The following is a 17,037-nucleotide window of genomic DNA, read 5'->3' as shown; positions in this document are numbered from 1 at the left end:
GTCCAAGGCATCGTGATCTCCGTCGAATCTCAGCAATCCGACAGAATCACAACCTGCTGAAATCACTCACTCCTTTTTGGATCGGACACTAAGAAACCGCACACTCGTTATTCCGTCAGCGCACGAAAATTCCGGCCGCGGCCGCAATCGGCGGTGACGCGTTAGCCGGCCTTCGAACAATCGGGCTTGGGTTCACCCGGCAGCTTGCCGTCCGGATGGCCGGCAAGTTCTGGATTGGGCGTATAGAGCTGGTCGATGACCAGCGGCCGGTCGGGCAGGACCGATTGGTCCTGCGTCGACATCAGCGTGGTGTCGATCTTCTGGAGGACCGTGCCGTCGGCATCCTTGATACTGATCGCGATCGCATAAGGCCTGTCCTTGACGATGCAGGAAAGCGCCGGGCTCTCCAGCGACACCTTGCCGAGTTTCGGCCAGATTTTCTGTTCGACGATCAGCGGCTCGCCGCCTGCCGGATTCTGGAAGCTGGCGACCGCAGCTTGTCCTTCTCCCATCGGCTGCAACGGTCTCAGCGTGACGACAAAGGTCGCCCTTGCGAGCCGATAATTGAAGACGACCAGCTTGCCGGAAATCTCGAACAATCGGCCTTCGCTGTCCTTGCCGGTATCGCGGCAGGCGCCGAGCACCGTCGCTGCCACGAGCCCGGCGCCCACAACGATCAGGCGCAGGATTTTCTTAGACATTGGCGGTTCCTCTAGCTGCCGTCCGGCGGCGATAGTGGCGGCTTGCCTTCTGGCGGTTGCCGCACACCGCCATGTCGCACCAAAGGCGGCTGGAATTGCGGCTTCTGTCGACGAACAGCCAAGCGCAGTTGGGGCAGATCCTCAGCCTTGCGACGGTGTCGCCCTGCAGCAGCGACAGCGCGGAGATCGCCAGTGCCGCCTCGAAGGCGATGGGCGTCGCGGGATCGCCGAACGGCCGTCCCGGCGCACCGATCTCGGTGCCGCAGTGCGCGAGACCCTCGGCGCAGGCCTTCAGGAAGCCAGGCAGATCGCCTGTGGCGACCGCGCCTTTGGACACCGCACCGCGAAACAGCCGGTCGGTCGTCTCGCGGACCGCCAGCACGACCGGCGCGATCTTGTCCGGCGACGGCGCTTCGAGCCGTCTGCCGCCAAGCTCGGCGGCGCGAAAGCCGCTTGCGGCATCGGCGAAACGGGCGATCTCCGTCGGATCATTGAACCGGTCGAAGGTTTTCTGGGGATCGCCACGCAGCACGACCGTGTTCGCCGTGTCGAGTGCAAGAAGACCGCCGGTGAAGCGGTGCGGGGTCCAGGAAACCGTCATGAGCGCCATTTCTAACCGATAAATCGCGTTTGACAAGTTAGATCACCCGATGCAAATTTGCTCCGCATGGACGCGGTTTTCCGCGATCCAAGGAAATTCGCATGCTCTATTTCTTCCAGCAGGTGCTGAACGGGCTGCATTCCGGCGCGCTCTATGCGCTGCTCGCCTTCGGCTATGTGCTGACCAACGGCATCCTGCACCGGACCAACCTTGCCTATGGCGCGCTGTTCGCCTTTTGCGGACAGACGATGATCCTCACCGCAGCCTTCGGCTATCAGGCCCTGTGGCTGACCCTGTTGGCGGCCGTCGCGCTCGGTATTGTCGCGGCGTTCCTGTATGCGGTGCTGATCAGCCATGTCCTGTCGCGCAGCATCTTCGAGCCGCTGGCCGACCGCACACCCAATGCGATCGTAGTGACGACGCTGGGCATATTGCTGCTGCTGTCGGAGGTGAGCCGCATCGCCGCCGACACACATGACCTGTGGCTGCCGCCAATGCTGGCCCAGCCCATCATTTTTGCAAAAGGGGCCAATTTCAATGCGACGCTGACGCTCATCCAGTTGCTCGACTGCGCGGTCGTCGTGGCAACCATCGGGCTCGCCGCCTGGGCGTTCGCCCGCTCGAGCTTCGGCCGGCGCTGGCGCGCCGTGTCCGACGATTCCAAAGCCGCGGCCATGTGCGGCGTCGACGTCCGCGCGGTGTTTCGGCACGCGGTGCTCGCCGGCGGCCTTTGCGCGGCGCTGGCCGGTGTCCTCGCCGGCCTTTACTACGGCAATATCAGCTTCGGCTCCGGCCTGGTCTACGGGCTGAAAATCCTATTCGTGACGGCGGTGGGCGGCTATCTATCGCCGTTGCGGGCTGCACTTGGCGCTGCCGCTTTCGGCATGGCCGAATCGCTGTGGGCCGGCTATTTCCCGGTAGAGTGGCGCGACGCCTGGATGTATCTGTTCCTCGTCGCCATGCTGGTGCTGATCGGCGCCGGGCGCGACCAGAGCAAGATTGCCTGACAGCATCGGACCTTGGGTAGACTTTGGTTGCATGACGTCTACAGCGCCGCGCGTCCTATCTGATGCGCAAAGGATGCTGTAGCACTTTGATTTTGCGCATCATCCCCAGCGAAAAATCGATTCCGATTTTCGGGGCCATGCGCTGCACCAGGCGGCTGTTTCACCTCTTCCCCATCTCACAGGCCCCTTCCTCACTTCACAAGATTGTTTTACTCGGTCTGCCCTGTGTTGACCCGCCGGGCCACGCACGGCATACCGTTGGGCCACATCGAAGCGGCGGAAAACAAGATGGAATTGGCGCCGCTGACATAAGGGAGGAATGCATGGCAGGGCTTCTCGCTCTATCCAGAACCATTGACCGTGTGAACGAGTTCATCGGCAGATGGGTGTCGTGGCTGATCCTGCTGGCAATCCTGGTCAGCGCCGCCAATGCCGTCGTCCGCAAGGCGTTCGACGTGTCGTCGAACGCCTGGCTGGAACTGCAGTGGTATTTGTTCGGCGCCGCCTTCATGCTGGCCGCCGCCTATACGCTGAAGCAGAACGACCATATCCGCATCGACATCGTCTACGGCATGTTCTCGCGCCGCGTGCAGCACTGGATCGACCTTCTCGGTCACCTCTTTTTCCTGATGCCGTTTGTCACGCTGATGGTGATCTATTTCGTTCCCTATGTGTCGCTGTCGTTTCGCAGCGGCGAAATGTCGAACAATTCCGGCGGGCTGATCATCTGGCCGGCAAAGGCGATCCTGCTGGTCGGCTTTTTCCTGCTCGCGCTCCAGGGCATCTCCGAGATCATCAAGAAGCTCGCCATCATGCGCGGCGACATGGACGATCCCAACCCGTTCATATCGGTACATGAGCAGGCCGAGCTCGAAGCGAAGGCGCTCGCCGAAGAGGTGCGCTCGTGATCGAGTTCATCGCCCAAAACATGGCGCCGATCATGTTCGCCTCGCTGGTCATCTTCCTGCTGATCGGCTACCCGGTCGCCTTCTCACTCGCCGCCAACGGCCTACTGTTCTTCTTCATCGGTGTTGTGCTTTCACCCTATTCGGGCGGATCGATCAATCTCGCCTGGCCGCTGCTGCACGCACTGCCGGACAATTTCTACGGCAGCCGGGTGATGTCGAACGACACGCTGCTGGCCATCCCGTTCTTCACTTTCATGGGCATCGTGCTCGAACGATCGGGGATGGCCGAGGACCTTCTCGACACGATCGGCCAGTTGTTCGGACCGATCCGCGGCGGCCTCGCCTATGCCGTGATCTTCGTCGGCGCGCTGCTTGCCGCAACCACGGGTGTGGTGGCTGCCTCGGTCATCGCCATGGGCCTGATCTCGCTGCCGATCATGCTGCGCTACGGCTATGACCGCCGTGTGGCGTCCGGCGTCATTGCCGCATCGGGCACGCTCGCGCAGATCATTCCGCCCTCGCTGGTTCTGATCGTTCTGGCCGACCAGCTCGGCCGCTCGGTTGGCGACATGTATGCGGGCGCGCTGATCCCGGGGCTGGTTCTGACCGGCCTTTACACGATGTATATCGTGATCATGTCGATCGTCCGGCCGAAGTCGATGCCGGCCCTGCCGCTGGAGGCCCGCACCCTCGGCCACGGTGTCCTGTCGCTGCTGGTCGCGGTGCTGGCGGCAGTTGTGCTTTCCTACGCGGCGTATCGCTATCTTGCGCCGTCGCAGGGCCAAAACGCCGATATTCTCGGTGCCACCATCGGCGTGGTCCTCATCTATGTCGCGGCGATCGCCGACCAGCGCCTGAAGATCAACATGATGTCGCGGCTGGCGCAGCAGGTGATCATCGTGCTGATTCCGCCGCTGGCGCTGATCTTCCTGGTGTTGGGCACCATCTTTCTCGGCATCGCCACCCCGACCGAGGGCGGCGCCATGGGCGCCGTCGGCGCGCTGATCATGGCGGCGATGAAAGGGCGGCTGTCGCTGGACGTGATCAAGCAGGCGCTGGCGTCGACGACGCGGCTGTCGTCCTTCGTGCTGTTCATCCTGATCGGCGCGCGCGTGTTCTCGCTCACCTTCTACGGCGTCAATGGCCATATCTGGGTCGAACACCTCCTGACATCTCTGCCGGGTGGCGAGATCGGCTTCCTGATCGGCGTCAATATCCTCGTCTTCCTGCTCGCCTTCTTTCTCGATTTCTTCGAGCTCGCGTTCATTATCGTGCCGCTATTGGCGCCGGCCGCCGACAAGCTCGGCATCGACCTGATCTGGTTCGGCGTGCTGCTCGGCGTCAACATGCAGACCAGCTTCATGCATCCACCCTTCGGCTTCGCGCTGTTCTACCTGCGTTCGGTCGCCGCCAGGGTGCCCTATCTGGATCGCCTCACCGGCAAGCAGATCGCACCGGTGACCACCGGCCAGATCTATTGGGGCGCGGTTCCCTTCGTTTGCATTCAGGTCATCATGATCGGATTGACCATCGCCTTCCCGCAGATGGTGATGCATTACAAGGGCACGCCAGTGGACCCGGGCACGATCGATTATCAGGTACCGGAAACGCCGGGCCTGTCGCCGCTTGGCACACCGCCGGCGGATGGCGGCACAGCTCCGACCGCGCCTGCACAGGACCTGTCACAGCCGCCGAGTTTCGGTGAAACGCCGCCTGCCAAGCCAGCAGCGCCAGCACCCGATCTCTCCCAACCACCGAGTTTCAATTGATGCCGGAGGTTCAACAGACATGAAAGCGGTGCGGCTGGAAGGCGTGGGCAGCATTGCCCTGCGCGAGGTCGGCAAATCGTCAGCCGGGCCGGACGATCTTCTGGTGCGGATCGAGGCATGCGGCGTCTGCGGCACCGACCGGCACCTTTTCCATGGCGAATTTCCCTGTACGCCGCCGGTGACGCTCGGACATGAATTCTCCGGGATCGTCGAGGCGATTGGAACGGCTGTGTCCGGTTTTTCGGTCGGCGATCGCGTCACCGGCGATCCCAACATCGCCTGCGGGCGCTGTCCGCACTGCCATGCCGGTCGCATCAATCTCTGCCATAATCTGGTTGCCATCGGCATCCGCCGCGACGGCGGCTTCGCCGAATATGTCGTGCTGCCTCAGAAGCAGGCCTTCTCCCTTCCGAAAGACCTCAAGCCGACGCATGGCGCGTTTTGCGAGCCGCTTGGCTGCTGCCTGCATGGCTTGGACCTGGCGCAGATCAGACCCGGCTCCTCGGTCGCTGTGCTTGGCGGCGGCGTGATCGGCCTGCTCACCGTGCAACTGGCGAGGCTTGCCGGCGCGACGACAATCATCCTGGCGACGCGCCAGGCCTCGCGGCGCGCCCTCGCCGAAGAATTGGGCGCAACGGCAACCGTCGACCCCAGCGCTTGCGATATCATCGACACGGTCGTCGGTCCGTCAGGCCTGAGGCCGGGCGGCGTCGATGTGGTGTTCGAATGTGCTGGCGTAAGAGAGACGGTCGAGCAGTCGATGCGGCTGGCCAAAGCCGGCGGTACGGTTGTTGTCGTCGGCGTGATGCCTCAAGGCATGAAGGCCGAGTTCGAACCTTTCGACCTGTTGTTCCGGGAATTGAGGGTTCTGGGCTCGTTTCTCAATCCGTTTACGCATCGCCGGGCCGCCGATCTCATCGCCTCGGGTGCGATCGAGATCGACAAGCTCATCTCACGGCAGGTGACGCTTGAGGAGGCGGCTGCGGTGATCGCCAATCCGCCTGCGCCAGGCGAGTGGCGCCGCAACTGCTGTCAGAGCTTGCTGGTGCGCTGCTGGACCATCATGAAGGTGTCGTAATTGTACTCGGCCACCTGCGCCCAGAGATAGTGCTCCTTGCGAAAGGCTTTGATCGAGTCCCAGATCTTCTTGAACGGCGCGTTCGAGGCTTCCATCTCGGCATAGACCTCATTCGCCTTTTCGAAGCAGGCTGCCAAGATTTCCGGGCTGAACGGGCGCAATTTGGCGCCCCCGGACACCAGCCGCCTCACGGCCGCCGGATTCAGATAGTCGTATTTCTGCAGCATGTTGGCGTCGGCGGCCTGCGCGGCGGTGTGCACCAGCGACTTGTAGGCCGGCGAAAGCTCTTCGTATTTCGCCTTGTTGAACATCAGATGGACGGTCGGCCCGCCTTCCCACCAGCCGGGATAATAATAATTGGGCGCGACCTTGTAGAAGCCGAGCTTCTCATCGTCATAAGGGCCGACCCATTCGGCGGCGTCGATGGTGCCTTTTTCCAGCGCCGGATAGATGTCGCCGCCGGCGATCTGCTGCGGCACCACGCCGAGCCTTTCCACCACTTTGCCGGCAAAGCCACCGATGCGCATCTTGAGGCCCGAAAGGTCGGCGACGGTGTTGATCTCCTTGCGGAACCAGCCGCCCATCTGCACGCCGGTATTGCCGCCCGGCAAGCCAAAAAGGCCCTGCGTGGCGAGAAACTCGTTGAACAGGTCGATGCCGCCGCCGTGGTAATGCCAGGCATTGATGCCGCGCGCGTTGAGCGAGAACGGAACCGCAGCGCCCAGCGCCCATGTCGGGTCCTTGCCCCAATAATAATATGCCACCGTATGGCAGGCCTCGACGGTGCCGGCGGTGGTGGCGTCCGCGGCCTGCAGGCCAGGCACGAGTTCACCTGCGGCGAAGACCTGGACCTGGAAGTTGCCGTCGGTTGCCTCCGCAAGCATGTTGGAAAAGACCTCGGCGCCGCCGTAGATCGTGTCGAGAGATTTCGGGAAGGACGACGCCAGGCGCCATGTCACTTTCGGATTGGATTGGGCGATAGCCGGCGCGGCAAGCGCTGCTGTAGCCGCCGCGGCGCCCACACCGGTCGCGCCGGCCTTGCGGATGAATGATCGACGATCCATGAAGTCCTCCCTATTGGATCAATAGACCGACGTTCGGGAAATGCTCTGTGCCCCGGATCGGCTTCGCGGCAGACAATACACGGGCAAGAAGTCGAGTCCAGCCATGGCAGCCGGTTTTGCCGGCGGCGTTTCCGCGAAATTCGCGGCGCGGACGCACCTCTTGCAACTTAAGTCTAACGCCGCTTCCGTGGATCATGCGACATGCCGAACTTGTCATGGCAAAGCGCCTTCGGATCGCCTATTTTAAAAGCACAATAGGTCCTTGCACTGAATGGAACCCGGATCAAAAATGCAGCAGCCGCTCGTCGCCATATCGACCGACGTCCGCCAGTTCGATAACTACACCTGGCATGCCGTTCCGCAGCAATATCTGGAGGCGGCGCTTTTGGGCGCCGGCGTATTCCCGGTGCTGGTGCCGTCCTTCGGCGACCGGCTCGATTTCGACGAACTCCTGTCATCGGTCGACGGCGTCATGGTCACCGGTTCAAAGTCCAATGTGCATCCCTCGCTCTATGGCGGCGATGCCAGCGAGGCCAATGGTCCCTACGATCCTGCCCGCGACGCGACGACGCTGCCGTTGATCCGCAAGGCAGTGGAGCGCGGCCTGCCGCTGCTCGCCATCTGCCGCGGCATCCAGGAAATGAATGTGGCGCTGGGCGGCACGCTGGCCACAGAAATCCAGGAGCGCGAGGGATCGCTGGACCATCGTGCACCGGCGAGCGACAATCAGGACGAACGCTTCGCCATCCGCCAGACCATTTCGATCAAGCCTGGAACCTGCCTCGCCGGCGTCTTCGGGGCGGGCGACATCATGGTCAATTCGGTGCACCGCCAGGCCATCGACCGGCTCGGCCCGAAGCTGCAGATAGAGGCGGTCGCCACTGACGGCACGGTCGAGGCGGTTTCGGTGCGGGACGCCCGTGCCTTCGCCGTCGGCGTCCAATGGCATCCCGAATACTGGGTCAAGTCGGACAGCGTCTCGGCAAGGATATTTCGCGCCTTCGGCGACGCGGTGCGCCTCCACGCCGCAGCGAAATCCGGCGCGCGCACCGCCGCGGAATAGTTCAGCGATCGGGCGTCAACATCAATCGCTGCCGGCCGCCAGCGACAGCAGCGGCAGGGTTGGTGCGTAGGATTCATAACCGTCGCCGTCGGCGACGCCGAAAGTGACGATCGGGTCGATGCCGTTCGCGCTGAAGGTGACCGTGCCGTCATCCTGCTCACGCCAGAATTTCGCGCGCTCGATGCCGGGCAAAACCCCGCGGCAATTCGCAGTGACCGTCAACAGCGACAGGCCGTGTGAAACTTCAGTGCCGCGCTTGAGCGCACAGGACGCTTCGTCGCCATTGGCCACCAGCCTGTAGTCGCCGGGCGACGGCGTCGACGCATTGGCTGTGCGGCCGCCACTGCCGCCGTGAAACAGGTGAACGCTGCCGAACAGCGCGGCCACCGCCATCAATGCAGCAAGTGCTTTCATCTGCGTTCTCCGCGTGTTTGGCGATAGAGGAAGAGTGATTTCAAAGCGTTAAGCCGTGGTTAACAAATAGGAAAGCTTGCCGGTCAGCTGCGCGCCTTGACCTTTTCCGTTTCCGGTACCGGCGTCAGCGCCCTCCCTTCCGAAAACCAGGAAACCAGATTGTCGACGCACAGATCGGCCATGGCGCGGCGGGTATGTTCCGAAGCCGAGCCGACATGCGGCAAAAGCGAGGTGTTGGGAGCGGCGAGCAGCGCTGGCGGCACGTTCGGCTCATCGGCGAAGACGTCGAGCCCGGCAGCGGCGATGGTGCCATTGGCCAGGGCTGCGGCAAGGGCTGCCTCATCCACCGTGCTGCCGCGGCCGATGTTAACGAAGACGCCATTCGGGCCGAGCGCCGACAGGATCTCGGCGTTGACCGCCTTTTCCGTCGAGGCGCCGCCGGGCGCCACCGAGATCAGCGTATCGGCCGCCTCGGCAAGGCCTTTCAGCGTGCCGTGGTATTCGTAGGCCAGGCCTTCGACGCGGCGCCGATTGTGATAGGCGATCGGCAGCCCAAAGGCCTCTAGCCGGCGCGCAATGGCGAGACCGATGCGGCCCATGCCGAAAATGCCAACGCTGCGACCGCGCAAAGTCAGCCGGCTTAGCGGATAGTTGCCGTTGCGTGCCCAACTGCCGTCGCGCAGCCAGGTCTCGGCGCGCGGCAGATCGCGGACGGTGTTGATCAAAAGCCCGATCGCCGTGTCGGCGACCTCCTCGGTCAGCACGTCAGGCGTGTTGGTGACCATGACACCGCGCTGTGCGGCGTGACGGGCATCGACCGAATCATAGCCGACGCCGAAATTGGCGATGATCTCGAGGTTCGGCAGCGCGTCGATGAGGGCTGCGTTGATCCCGCCAAAGGCTGCAATGCCGCGCACCGTCCGGCGCATCGCGTCGGTGACCAGCGACGCATCTGGCCGTTCGATCCAGACGCGGCTGAACGTCCGGTCGATGCGGCCGACCGCGTGGTCGTTGAATTGGCTCGGCACCAGAATGGCGACTGCTTGCTGCTGTTCGGCTTTTGTCATGCACGCTCCACCGGTTTGCCGGTCGACTGGCGCACATGCAGTTCCGGCTTGATCAGTTCCTGCGACGGCCGCACCATCTGCCCATTGAGCTTGTCGAGCAGCGCGCTGGCTGCGCGGCGACCGACTTCACGCTGGCCGTTCCACACGGTGGTCAGCGCCGGCGTCGCGATCGCCGCCTCCTCGAGATCGTCATAGCCGGTGACGGAGATGTCAATGCCCGGCACCAGCCCGGCGCGTGCAATACCGTTCATCAGGCCGATGGCGACGAGGTCGTTCCAGCAGCAGGCCGCGGTTGGCTTGTCCTTCAGCGCCAGGAACTGCCCGGCGGCTTCGAAGCCGGCCTGCTTGGTGCGCGGACCGGCGATGCGCCACGACGGCCTGACCTCCAGCCCTGCCGCCTCCATAGCGTTGACATAGCCCTGGTAGCGATCGCGGCCGGTCGAGGTCTGGTCGGTGCCGCCGACCATGGCGATGCGCTTATGGCCGAGCGAGATCAGATGGTTGGTGGCAAGCCCGGTGCCGTAGGCATCGTCGCCGCGAAACACCGGCACGTCGGCGCCTTCGACGGTGCGCGCGATCAGCACCGCGGGCAGGCCGTTTTCCTCGGCCATGAATATGTCTTCGGGCGGCGTGCCGATGGCCGGCGACATGATGACGCCGTCGGCGCCGAGCTGCAAAAGCGTGTCGATGAAGGTGCGCTGCTTTTCGAGCTGGTCGTAATGGTTCGACAGGATGAAGGTCTGCCGGCTGCGATCGAGCTCGCTTTCGATCGAGCGCAATATCTCGGCGAAGAACGGGTTCATGATGTCGTGAACGACGACGCCGACGATGCCCGAACGCGAGGTGCGCAGGCTGGCGGCACGACGATTATAGATATAGCCGATGGCGCGGGCATGTTCCTTGATGCGGTCGCGGGTGTTTCCTGCAACCAGCGGGCTGTCGCGCAGAGCCAGCGAGACCGTGGCCGTGGACACACCGAGCGCATCCGCGATCGTCGAAAGCTTGATCTTCTGTGCCAGCGCCTTGCGCTCCCCCGACGATCTAGAGCTGATCCATGATCTCCAGCGAAAACCGGATGCCACTTTCGGGATCATGATCTAAACAGTTTAAACGCGGCCTTATGCCACCCTTCCGGAACAAATCAAAGTTTTTTTGCCAGCGCTTCCACCTCGACGTCGAGGGCGGCGCGGTTGCGCACGCGAAGCCGGTGCTCGCGATGGACGATATAAAGGCCGCTGGCGACGATGACGACCGCCCCGACGAGCGTCCAGCGGTCGGGAAACTGGTTGAAGACAATCCAGCCGGCAATGATCATCCAGATCATCTGTGAATAGGGATAGGGAGCCAATGCCGTGGTGGTGGCAAGACGATAGGCCTGAACCAGGAGCCAATGGCCGATTGCGCCGAAGACGCCAAGCATCAGCAGGATGAACCAGTGCCAGCCATCCTGCGGCAGGGAAAGCGAAAACGGCAGCATCGGCAGGAGCAGCACGGCCGGCGCCAGCGCCGAAAAGAGGATAAGGCTCTCCGAGGTTTCCGTGGCCGACATGCGCCGCGTCATGATGACGTAAAAACAGTTCGACAGCATCGAGCCGAGCGCGAAGAGATGGCCCACGCCAAAGACGCCAACGCCTGGCCGGGTGATGATGAGGACGCCGACGAAGCCGCTCAGGATTGCCAGCCAGCGCCGCCCGCCAGCCCATTCACCGAGCAAAGGACCGGCGATTGCTGTGATCACCATCGGCGCGAAGAAATAAATCGAGGTGGTTTCAGCCAGCTGCAAGATTCGCAGCGCCATAACGTTGCAAATGGTCGATCCGAACAGGAAGGCGCCACGCAGGATATGCGCCGGCAGATTGTTGGCGCGAAAGCGCGCCGGCTCGCGCCATCCGCGCAGAAAGACACCGGACAAGCACGACATGGACGGCGAAGCGAGCCCAGGCGACGATCAGCGCCGAGACGCCGGCCATGACAAGATATTTGCTGCTGGTGTCGAGGAGGGTGAAAAATACATAGACGGAAAGCATGCAGAGGATCGCCGCCGGAGGCGTCGCGCTTTCGTCTTGTCTTGGGAGAGCACTCAATTTCAGGCCGGATGGGAAGCAGGGCAGAGCCCTACTTTTGAGGCAATTGTCACCTGCCGGCAAGCCAAAAGAGGCTGGCACAACAACAGCTGACTACGTGCACTAGGGATGCATACGGGCGCCCCTGGTGATCTTGTCGACAAGCTTCTTTTCGGCACGCAGCGCGATGCCGACGACCTTGGTGTCGTCGGGTGCGAATTCGGCAAAGACGGCGCGGTTCGCCGCGTCGTGGCCGGTCGAAAACATCTCGTCGACGTAGAGCGAGGTCGTCACACCGCGTTCCAGCGCCCGTCGGTGGATCGCACTGAGCGTCGGGCGATCGGCCGAAAGCACGATAACCGGCTGGATCGAGAGCGGATTGTAGATGTTGCCGGCGCGGTCGCGATAGGGTTCGCCGATGATCTCGCTATTCTGCGCAACGATCCCGCTGGTCAGAAACGCGGTGACATTGAGCTTTTGCCAGACGGGAAGATCGTCCTGCAGCACGATTGCAAATTTCGTGTCGAACATGAGACATTTGCCATGCGAGGTTTGTGAATGAAGCGATGTCACACAGTCTAGATGGCGAGGCCTTCCAAGGTCTTGGACGTTTGTGCGTTGACGCGGCTGAGAACTGCGTCATCTCGGCACCCAATTCCGTCGGCATGGAGCGTATCGAGGCCCGGTTCCACGGCAGCGCCTTCGATCTCCATCGTCACGATACCTACGCCATCGGCCTGACGCTGCATGGTGTCCAGACCTTCCGTTATCGCGGCGCGACGCATCACAGCCTGCCCGGCCAGATTATCGTGCTCCATCCCGACGAATTGCACGACGGCGGTGCCGGCACCGAAGAGGGTCTGCGTTACAGGATGCTTTATCTGGAGCCGTCCGTCGTGCTGGACTGCTTCGATACGATAGGCGGATCGCTGCCTTTCGTCAGGGATGCCGTGGTGACGGATCCTGTTTTCCGTACGAGGCTGCTTTCGGCGCTGGGGCCGTTGGACCAGAAGCTGGACGATCTCTTTGTCGCCGACTTCATTGCGCAGCTGATGCAAAGCCTGGCACGGCATGCAGGCCTGCCGGCGAAACCGATCCCAAGGACAGCATGGCGCGCAGCCAGCCTGGCGCGCGACTATCTGGAAGAGAATGTTTTCCGTATCGTCCGCTCCGACGAGCTGGAGGCGATCACCGGGCTGGATCGATACGCTCTATCGCGGCATTTCCGTGCCGCCTTCTCCACCAGCCCGCATCGCTTTCTCTTGATGCGCCGGCTTCAACGAGCACGCCGCATGATCGAAGCAGGCGAGCCACTGGCGCAGATCGCGATAGCGGCCGGGTTCAGCGACCAAAGTCATTTCAACAGGCACTTCAAGAAAGCGATCGGTGTAACGCCGGGCCGCTGGTCGGCATTGGTCCATGGATCGTCAGCAGCCGCTGCCTGATGGCGTCAGCCGCTGATCATTCGTCGGCGTCGATCTCATCATCGACGAGAACCATCTCGCCGTTCGAGAGGTTCGCCTCAACGCGGGCGAGCAGCTTGAACAGCGCCTTCTGGTCCTTTTTATCGAGACCCTTCAGCGCCTGCTTCTCGGTCTTCTTCACCGATTTCTCGATGGCATGAATGATTTCGCGGCCCGTGTCGGTCAGAAAGATATGGGCCTGGCGGGCATCGGCGGAAGAGGCGCGCTTTTCCAGGAAGCCCTGCGCCTGCAGCCGGTTGATGGTCTTGGTGATGGTCGGCGGGCGCACACCGAGGCGACCGGCAAGATTGCCGGGCGTCTGCCCGTCCTCACGGTCGAGCGCCAGCATGATCTGATCCTGACCGGCATAGAAGCCGTGGCCTAGAAGCCGCGCCGCCAGCGCAGTACGTGCCAGCCGCGCCGCCGAATGCAGCCGGCTCATTGTCGCAGTCTTGTCCGCCTTGGCCATGGTCATCCCTCTTCGGCCGAACCGGTGCCGACAGCATAGAGGCAGCCGCCCGGTTGGCAATCGACGATCAAAAAGATCCGGCTTTGCGAAACAGCTTTGCCGGCAAGCAATGCGGTGTCCGCCGTGGCTAATGCCAGATGTTTATTTCAGTTAGATGACAAACGACTTTTCAGCGCAGGTGGACGCTTCAGCAGGAGCGCCCGCACACCCGACACCAGACTCAATCAGCCTTCACCGCGACGATCATCAAGGCTTGGTAGGCATCCGCCACCTCGCGCAGCGCCGCCTGCGACAGCGGCCCGGCGCGCCGCGCGATACCGTCCCTGGCATTCAGCGTATCCCGCTTGCCGGACCGGTCGGTGTAGGGCGCGACAGTGGTGAATACCTGCTCGCTCAGGCTATCGGGGAAAAACAGCTGGCCGGTCATCACCGAATTGTCGTTGGGGAAGACCTTGAAGTGGATGTGGGTGGTGCGGCCGCGATACCAGCCGGGATAGATGGTGGCGAACGAGACGATACCGCTGTCATCAGTCTTTTGCCAACCGCGCAGAAAACTCTGACCTGACGTATCGACGTCCTGGCCATCGCCTTGTCCCGGATAGCCTGAATAATGGCCTTGCGCATCACAATGCCAGATGTCGACACGCGCGCCGGCAAGCGGCCGGCAGGCCGCATCGACCACCTGCAGCCGCACATTGAGGGCAATGCCCGCTTTGCCTTCGGTGATATCGGCGCGTTCGAGCTTCGGGTCGAAATAGAACGGGCCCTCGGTCGCTTGCGGCGTGATCGCGCAGACGCCGGCACCGTTATCGAATAGCGCAAGCCCGGCATAGGGCGAGGCCTGCTGAGCCATCGCGATGCCCGGAAGGAAGACGCCGCCGCCCGCACTGACGGCAATGAGACCGAGCGCCTGACGCCGGCTCAAAGGCAAGGAGGACGGTTTGTCGGACATCCGGCACCTCTTCTGGTTCTTTCGAGCAAGCTGCCTTGTTCTTAATCTAGGCAGTGAGACCCGCCAGCGCCACTGAAAGTCCAGCGATGTTGGGAAGTTCGGCAATGTTGGCGACCTGTTTGGCCCATCGGTTTGCCGCGTGCAAAAGCGCGGCGCACATCCTATATGGAGCCAACAATCCTTTTCGAGGCCCAACATGAGCGATGCACAGACGACGCAAATCCCCGTAACCGTTCTCACCGGCTATCTCGGGGCCGGCAAGACGACGCTGCTCAACCGCATCCTTTCGGAAAACCACGGCAAGCGCTACGCCGTCATCGTCAATGAGTTCGGCGAGATCGGCATCGACAACGAGCTGATCGTGGAATCCGACGAGGAAATCTACGAGATGAACAATGGCTGCGTCTGCTGCACGGTGCGCGGCGACCTGATCCGCGTCGTCGAAGGCCTGATGCGCCGGCCGGGCCGCTTCGACGCCATCGTGATCGAGACGACCGGCCTCGCCGATCCGGTACCGGTGGCGCAGACCTTCTTCATGGACGACGATGTGCGCTCCAAGACCCGGCTCGACGCGGTGGTGGCGCTGGTCGACGCCAAGCACCTGCCGTTGCGGCTGAAGGATTCCCGCGAAGCCGAGGACCAGATCGCATTCGCCGATGTCGTCGTGCTCAACAAGACCGATCTCGTCACGCCGGAGGAACTGAGCAAGGTCGAGGCGACGATCCGCGCGATCAACCCTGCGGCAAGGATCCATCGCACCACCCGCGCCGGCCTCGCGCTGTCCGAAGTGCTCGACCGCGGCGCCTTCGATCTGTCCCGGGCGCTGGAGAACGACCCGCATTTCCTCGAGGCGCATGACGCCCACGATCATGACCACGACCATCATGACCATGACCATGATCATCACGATCATGACGGGCATCATCACCATGACGGGCACGACCACCATCATCACGCGCACCCTTCCGATATCCATGACGTGACGGTGCAGTCGGTGTCGTTGCGCGGCGGCGAGATGGACCCGAAGAAATTCTTCCCGTGGATCGAGAAGATCACCCAGATGGAAGGCCCGAACATCCTGCGGCTGAAGGGCATCATCGCGCTCAAGGGCGATGACGAGCGCTATGTTATCCAGGGCGTCCACATGATCATCGAGGGCGACCACCAGCGCGCCTGGAGGGACGGCGAGAAGCACGAGAGCCGGCTGGTGTTCATCGGCCGCGAGCTCGATGCCGAGCGGCTGAAGAAGAGTTTTGACGCCTGCCAGGCCGCTTGATTTCCAAGTCAATTTGCGGCGTTAGCTGCCCCATCCGGCTGCCGCCATCTTCTCCCCGTGAGAACGGGGGAGGCGAAGTTCCGACGCTGGTTGGCCCTTCCCCACGCCTGCGGGGGGAGGGTAAGGGTGAGGCAGCGGAAATCTCGAATGGAATAGTCTCTCATGCCGACAGTCGCCCCGCTTGATCTCGATGGCCATTGCGTCGCCGCCGTCTTCCTTGGCGACGTACCGCATTTCGCACTGGCCGACGGCACAATCCATCGGCTGGACCATGGCCACATGACGGCGCAGGCCAATGACGGGCTGCTCGCCGCGTTCCACGATGCGGCCAACGACCGGCTGATCACCGGCGGTGAGGACGGCAAGATTTTTTCTGTTACCGCCGGCGGCAATGCGGCAGAATTGGCAAGCGCCGGGAAAAAATGGATCACCAGCGTCGCCGCCGGACCACAAGGCGCCGTCGCCTATGCCTCGGGCAAGATCGCCTTTGTTCGTTTCGCCGACGGCAAAACTAAGGAATTCTTGCATCCGCGTTCGGTCGAGGGGCTGGCGTTCTCGCCCAAGGGCATGCGCTTTGGCGTCGCCCGCTACAATGGCGCGACGCTGCATTTCCCGGCGGCGGACGGCAAGCCAGTCGAGCTGGAATGGGCCGGTTCCCATACCGGCATCACCTTCTCGCCGGACGGCGCCTTCCTCGTCACCACCATGCAGGAGAACGCCCTGCATGGCTGGAAGCTGGCCGACGGCAAGCACATGCGCATGAGCGGCTATCCCGGCAAAGTCAAAAGCCTGTCGTGGAGCGCCAAGGGAAAATGGCTGGCCAGTTCCGGCGCACCGGCGGCGATCGTCTGGCCGTTTTCGGGCAAGGACGGGCCGATGGGTAAGGCGCCGCTGGAACTCGGCACGCGCGGCAACGCCATGGTGACCTCGGTCGCCTGCCATCCAAGCCAGGATGTCGTCGCCGTCGGCTATGACGACGGAATGGTGATGGCGGTGCGTTTCGCTGACGCCAAGGAAGTGCTTCTGCGCCGACCGGGCAAGGGCGCCATCACCTCGATGATGTGGGACAAGGAGGAACGCCGCGTTGCCTTCGGCAGTGCTGCCGGCGACTGTGGCGTCATCGACATTTCCGCATAACCGGG

At 62.6% G+C, this 17,037-nt stretch carries 17 protein-coding genes and 1 pseudogene; 8 read left to right on the top strand and 10 right to left on the bottom strand.

Annotation, left to right across the window (positions count from 1 at the left end; translation table 11 throughout):
- Nucleotides 1-161: 161 nt before the first annotated feature.
- Nucleotides 162-701 carry a hypothetical protein gene (locus NKH12_RS09860; RefSeq protein WP_352952928.1) on the bottom strand — a complete coding sequence of 180 codons (540 nt, stop codon included), beginning with the start codon at nt 699-701 and terminating at the stop codon, nt 162-164.
- A complete protein-coding gene (locus NKH12_RS09855; protein WP_352952927.1) occupies nt 694-1,302 on the bottom strand; it encodes a CGNR zinc finger domain-containing protein in 609 nt (202 codons plus the stop codon). Before NKH12_RS09855 ends, NKH12_RS09860 begins: the two co-directional genes overlap by 8 nt.
- 101 nt (nt 1,303-1,403) lie before the next feature.
- Here NKH12_RS09855 and NKH12_RS09850 point away from each other — a divergent pair, with 101 nt between their 5' ends.
- The 4 genes from NKH12_RS09850 to NKH12_RS09835 all read left to right on the top strand — a co-directional run bounded on the left by NKH12_RS09850 (nt 1,404) and on the right by NKH12_RS09835 (nt 6,064).
- Entirely contained in the window at nt 1,404-2,309 is a 906-nt protein-coding gene (locus NKH12_RS09850) for a branched-chain amino acid ABC transporter permease (protein ID WP_352952926.1), read from the top strand.
- 323 nt (nt 2,310-2,632) lie between these two features.
- Nucleotides 2,633-3,217 carry a TRAP transporter small permease subunit gene (locus NKH12_RS09845; RefSeq protein WP_352952925.1) on the top strand — a complete coding sequence of 195 codons (585 nt, stop codon included), beginning with the start codon at nt 2,633-2,635 and terminating at the stop codon, nt 3,215-3,217.
- Nucleotides 3,214-4,986, top strand: coding sequence for a TRAP transporter large permease (locus NKH12_RS09840; RefSeq protein ID WP_352952924.1), 1,773 nt, complete (start codon nt 3,214-3,216; stop codon nt 4,984-4,986). The genes NKH12_RS09845 and NKH12_RS09840 overlap by 4 nt, the downstream gene beginning before the upstream one ends.
- Before the next feature lie 19 nt (nt 4,987-5,005).
- Nucleotides 5,006-6,064, top strand: coding sequence for a zinc-dependent alcohol dehydrogenase family protein (locus NKH12_RS09835; protein WP_352952923.1), 1,059 nt, complete (start codon nt 5,006-5,008; stop codon nt 6,062-6,064).
- On the opposite strand, the gene NKH12_RS09830 is transcribed toward NKH12_RS09835, so the two are convergent.
- Nucleotides 6,019-7,128: a TRAP transporter substrate-binding protein gene (locus NKH12_RS09830; protein WP_352952922.1), complete on the bottom strand. Its 1,110-nt coding sequence runs from the start codon at nt 7,126-7,128 to the stop codon at nt 6,019-6,021. The two genes, NKH12_RS09835 and NKH12_RS09830, sit on opposite strands and share 46 nt — an antisense overlap.
- 289 nt (nt 7,129-7,417) lie before the next feature.
- Here NKH12_RS09830 and NKH12_RS09825 point away from each other — a divergent pair, with 289 nt between their 5' ends.
- Complete coding sequence (locus tag NKH12_RS09825; RefSeq protein WP_352952921.1) at nt 7,418-8,191, top strand: gamma-glutamyl-gamma-aminobutyrate hydrolase family protein; 774 nt, start codon at nt 7,418-7,420, stop codon at nt 8,189-8,191.
- A 21-nt stretch (nt 8,192-8,212) separates the two neighbouring features.
- Here the strand turns inward: NKH12_RS09825 and NKH12_RS09820 are convergent, their stop codons facing one another.
- The 5 genes and pseudogenes from NKH12_RS09820 to NKH12_RS09800 all read right to left on the bottom strand — a co-directional run bounded on the left by NKH12_RS09820 (nt 8,213) and on the right by NKH12_RS09800 (nt 12,266).
- Nucleotides 8,213-8,605: a hypothetical protein gene (locus NKH12_RS09820; protein ID WP_352952920.1), complete on the bottom strand. Its 393-nt coding sequence runs from the start codon at nt 8,603-8,605 to the stop codon at nt 8,213-8,215.
- Nucleotides 8,606-8,688: 83 nt separating this feature from the next.
- The gene (locus NKH12_RS09815) at nt 8,689-9,672 is read right to left on the bottom strand and encodes a 2-hydroxyacid dehydrogenase (protein WP_352952919.1); all 984 of its coding nucleotides are present in this window, start codon (nt 9,670-9,672) and stop codon (nt 8,689-8,691) included.
- Nucleotides 9,669-10,691: a LacI family DNA-binding transcriptional regulator gene (locus tag NKH12_RS09810; protein ID WP_127318480.1), complete on the bottom strand. Its 1,023-nt coding sequence runs from the start codon at nt 10,689-10,691 to the stop codon at nt 9,669-9,671. The genes NKH12_RS09815 and NKH12_RS09810 overlap by 4 nt, the downstream gene beginning before the upstream one ends.
- Nucleotides 10,692-10,813: 122 nt before the next feature.
- Nucleotides 10,814-11,699: pseudogene (locus NKH12_RS09805) on the bottom strand (DMT family transporter).
- A 159-nt stretch (nt 11,700-11,858) separates the two neighbouring features.
- A complete protein-coding gene (locus NKH12_RS09800) occupies nt 11,859-12,266 on the bottom strand; it encodes a DUF2000 family protein (RefSeq protein WP_352952918.1) in 408 nt (135 codons plus the stop codon).
- Nucleotides 12,267-12,301: 35 nt separating this feature from the next.
- On the opposite strand from NKH12_RS09800, the gene NKH12_RS09795 reads away from it, so the two are divergent.
- On the top strand, nt 12,302-13,180 hold the full coding sequence (locus NKH12_RS09795; protein WP_352952917.1) for an AraC family transcriptional regulator: 879 nt from the start codon (nt 12,302-12,304) through the stop codon (nt 13,178-13,180).
- Between the two features lie 16 nt (nt 13,181-13,196).
- On the opposite strand, the gene NKH12_RS09790 is transcribed toward NKH12_RS09795, so the two are convergent.
- Nucleotides 13,197-13,667 carry a MarR family winged helix-turn-helix transcriptional regulator gene (locus NKH12_RS09790; protein WP_036267548.1) on the bottom strand — a complete coding sequence of 157 codons (471 nt, stop codon included), beginning with the start codon at nt 13,665-13,667 and terminating at the stop codon, nt 13,197-13,199.
- Nucleotides 13,668-13,887: 220 nt separating this feature from the next.
- Entirely contained in the window at nt 13,888-14,619 is a 732-nt protein-coding gene (locus NKH12_RS09785) for an intradiol ring-cleavage dioxygenase (protein WP_352952916.1), read from the bottom strand.
- A gap of 196 nt (nt 14,620-14,815) precedes the next feature.
- Here NKH12_RS09785 and NKH12_RS09780 point away from each other — a divergent pair, with 196 nt between their 5' ends.
- Both NKH12_RS09780 and NKH12_RS09775 read left to right on the top strand, forming a co-directional pair.
- Nucleotides 14,816-15,895, top strand: coding sequence for a CobW family GTP-binding protein (locus tag NKH12_RS09780; protein WP_352952915.1), 1,080 nt, complete (start codon nt 14,816-14,818; stop codon nt 15,893-15,895).
- A 162-nt stretch (nt 15,896-16,057) separates the two neighbouring features.
- Nucleotides 16,058-17,032 (top strand): WD40 repeat domain-containing protein, encoded by a 975-nt coding sequence (locus NKH12_RS09775; protein ID WP_352952914.1) that lies wholly within the window; start codon nt 16,058-16,060, stop codon nt 17,030-17,032.
- Nucleotides 17,033-17,037: the final 5 nt, after the last annotated feature.

The organism is Mesorhizobium sp. M1322 (genome assembly GCF_040318085.1).
Taxonomy (GTDB): domain Bacteria; phylum Pseudomonadota; class Alphaproteobacteria; order Rhizobiales; family Rhizobiaceae; genus Mesorhizobium.
Note: the sequence above shows the minus strand (reverse complement) of the source record. Positions and strands in the feature narration are given on the sequence as shown.